The sequence below is a fragment of the Actinomyces bouchesdurhonensis genome (genome assembly GCF_900128465.1).
GTDB lineage: Bacteria > Actinomycetota > Actinomycetes > Actinomycetales > Actinomycetaceae > Pauljensenia > Pauljensenia bouchesdurhonensis.
Genome location: NZ_LT635865.1, coordinates 1 through 2,291 on the forward strand (window position 1 = coordinate 1; position 2,291 = coordinate 2,291).

At 61.6% G+C, this 2,291-nt stretch carries 5 protein-coding genes; 2 read left to right on the plus strand and 3 right to left on the minus strand.

The features are described 5' to 3' along the window. Positions 1–102 precede the first annotated feature (102 nt). Complete coding sequence (locus tag BQ7477_RS12235; protein ID WP_234968648.1) at positions 103–444, minus strand: hypothetical protein; 342 nt, start codon at positions 442–444, stop codon at positions 103–105. Between the two features lie 417 nt (positions 445–861). Between BQ7477_RS12235 and BQ7477_RS02380 the strand changes: the two genes are divergently transcribed. Then, a complete protein-coding gene (locus tag BQ7477_RS02380; RefSeq protein WP_073982684.1) occupies positions 862–1,047 on the plus strand; it encodes a hypothetical protein in 186 nt (61 codons plus the stop codon). Between the two features lie 23 nt (positions 1,048–1,070). Here BQ7477_RS02380 and BQ7477_RS12240 read toward each other — a convergent pair whose 3' ends face one another. Together BQ7477_RS12240 and BQ7477_RS12245 are read right to left on the minus strand one after the other, a co-directional pair. Next, complete coding sequence (locus BQ7477_RS12240; protein ID WP_234968647.1) at positions 1,071–1,208, minus strand: hypothetical protein; 138 nt, start codon at positions 1,206–1,208, stop codon at positions 1,071–1,073. 29 nt (positions 1,209–1,237) lie between these two features. Next, positions 1,238–1,477: a transposase gene (locus BQ7477_RS12245; RefSeq protein WP_338072943.1), complete on the minus strand. Its 240-nt coding sequence runs from the start codon at positions 1,475–1,477 to the stop codon at positions 1,238–1,240. A 211-nt stretch (positions 1,478–1,688) separates the two neighbouring features. On the opposite strand from BQ7477_RS12245, the gene BQ7477_RS02390 reads away from it, so the two are divergent. Further along, the coding region (locus BQ7477_RS02390; protein WP_200783456.1) for a transposase at positions 1,689–2,291 on the plus strand (603 nt) is incomplete at its 3' end.

The following is a 2,291-nucleotide window of genomic DNA, read 5'->3' on the forward strand; positions in this document are numbered from 1 at the left end:
CCACTACACGATCACCCCAGAAAGTCAAGGAAGCTGCGCGATTAACCGCCCGAACCTAAATAACAGCGACTTTCGCCCGCAATCCCAACCTAAACACGGAACTTAAGCACCACGTTCGTGACCTATAGTCCGAAGTAGGCGTCGAGTGCGTCCTTCCACTTGCGTAGGGTCCGGCCCAGGCGAGCGATCTCGGGGATGGGGCAGGCTGGTAGGCGCTGGATGAGACGAGCGGCCAGGCATCGGCCTTGGGCGGGTGTGTCTTGGGGGAAGACCTCGCGCACTTGCCCGGTGAAGGTAGGCGACTTCGACACTGATATGCGCCTCATCTGCCGTGAAGGCCTCACGGAGGCGTTCCTTTTGACGTGGGGTGAGCCTGCGGCGCGAGGCGCGCAAAAGAAGCCGGATCTGATAGAGGGGATCGCCTTTGCGTCCGCGGTGACCCAGGGTGTCTTGATCGAGAGCGTTGCCAGCGAGCTTGACGATATGGAAGGCACTTCAGGCGCTGGTGGCGTCTTGGAGTTGATCATCGATGGCGTTCTTGCTGTCCCTGGTAGGGATCCAGCGCGCGATTCGCACCCCCGCACGGAAGTCTTCTCCGCGCTCTTCTAGCCAGTTCTCATGCGCGGTGCCAGACCTTCCTGGGACCAGGTCTAACAAGCGGGCCGTGGGGTGATCCTCCCCTCGCGTCAGGTCTACGATGACGGTGAGCTCACGGGGCCCTCGTCGGCGTCGGTCCTGGTGATGCCACACATGCTCATCAACCCCCAGCACCCGCACCCCCGCAAAACGGGCGGGGTCATCAGATGCGGCTTGCAGGCACGGCTTGATGTGGGACCACACGGTGTTCCATGTGGTTGCCAGTTGTCGAGCCAGGCCAGCGATGGTGGCTCCCTCGAAACGCAACTGTCGGATCGCCCAGCCCTCGAAAATGCCTGGTACCAAGCCAGCCAAACCCACCAAGCCACCGCCACCATCCCCGGCTGGGGCGACGCAATCTGCTTCAACGAACTCCACCACACCACCCCCTACCACAACACCTGGGACTAACCCCCCAACCAACACGTTTTGTCCTATAACCCAGCGATTTCGGGGATGGGGCAGGCTGGTAGGCGCTGGATGAGGTGTGCGGCCAGGCGTTGGCCTTGGGTGGGTGTGGCTTGGTGGAAGACGTCTCGGACTTGCTCGGTGAAGGTAGGCGACTTCGACACTGATGTGTGCCTCATCTGCCGTGAAGGCCTCACGGAGGCGTTCCTTTTGGCGTGGGGTGAGCCTGCGGCGTGAGGCGCGCAAAAGATTGCGGACCTGGGGAGAGGGAGTCGCTTGTGCGTGCGCGGTGACCGGTCGTGTCTTGCTGGACGCGGCGGCGTACCTCACCTGGAGCGTCGCCAGAGAGTTTGACGATATGGAAGGCGTCGAGGACGCTGGTGGTGTCTTGGAGTTGATCGTCGATGGCGTTCTTGCTGTCCCTGGAAGGGATCCAGCGTCGCGATCTGGATACCGGAGCGAAAGTCTTCGCCGCGCTCTTCTAGCCAGTTCTCATGCGCGGTGCCAGACCTGCCTGGGACCAGGTCCACTCAAGCGGGCCGTGGGGTGATCCTCCCCTCGTGTCAGGTCCACGATGCCGGTGAGCTCACGGAGGCGTGTTCAATTGTCTGTGTATCCGTCTTCTTGTTTGAAAGGATTGATGCATGATGAATGATGATGATGTTGTTGTGGCTGGCGCTAGTGGGCGTGAGACGGTGGAGGAGCTGCGTCGCTCGGGGGCGTTGGATGCGTTGTTTGAGCGTCTTGATGCTGGCGAGGTCGAGATGACGGGCAGCCAGGGCTTGTTGCCGGCGTTGCTCAAGGAGGCCTTGGAGCGCGGCCTGGCTGCGGAGCTTTCCGAGCATTTGGGGTATGAGAAGGGCCAGACCAGCGCGCAGGCGCGCTCGAACACGAGGAACGGCACGACGAAGAAGACCGTGATATCGGAGGTGGGTGCCTTCGAGATTGAGGTTCCCCGGGACCGGGCGGGCTCGTTCACCCCGCGCCTGGTGCGTAAAGGACAGCGGCGCCTCGATGGTTTGGATTCGATGATTATCAGCTTGTATGCCGGGGGGATGACGGTGCGCGATATTCGTCATCACCTGGCCTCCACCTTGGGCGTGGAGGTCAGCGCTGGGACGATTTCCACGATCACTGACGCGGTGTGCGAGGCCGTCTTGGAGTGGCAGCACCGCCCCTTAGAAGCGTTCTATCCGGTGATCTACCTGGATGCGATCCGCATCAAAGTCCGATGCGATCACAGGGTG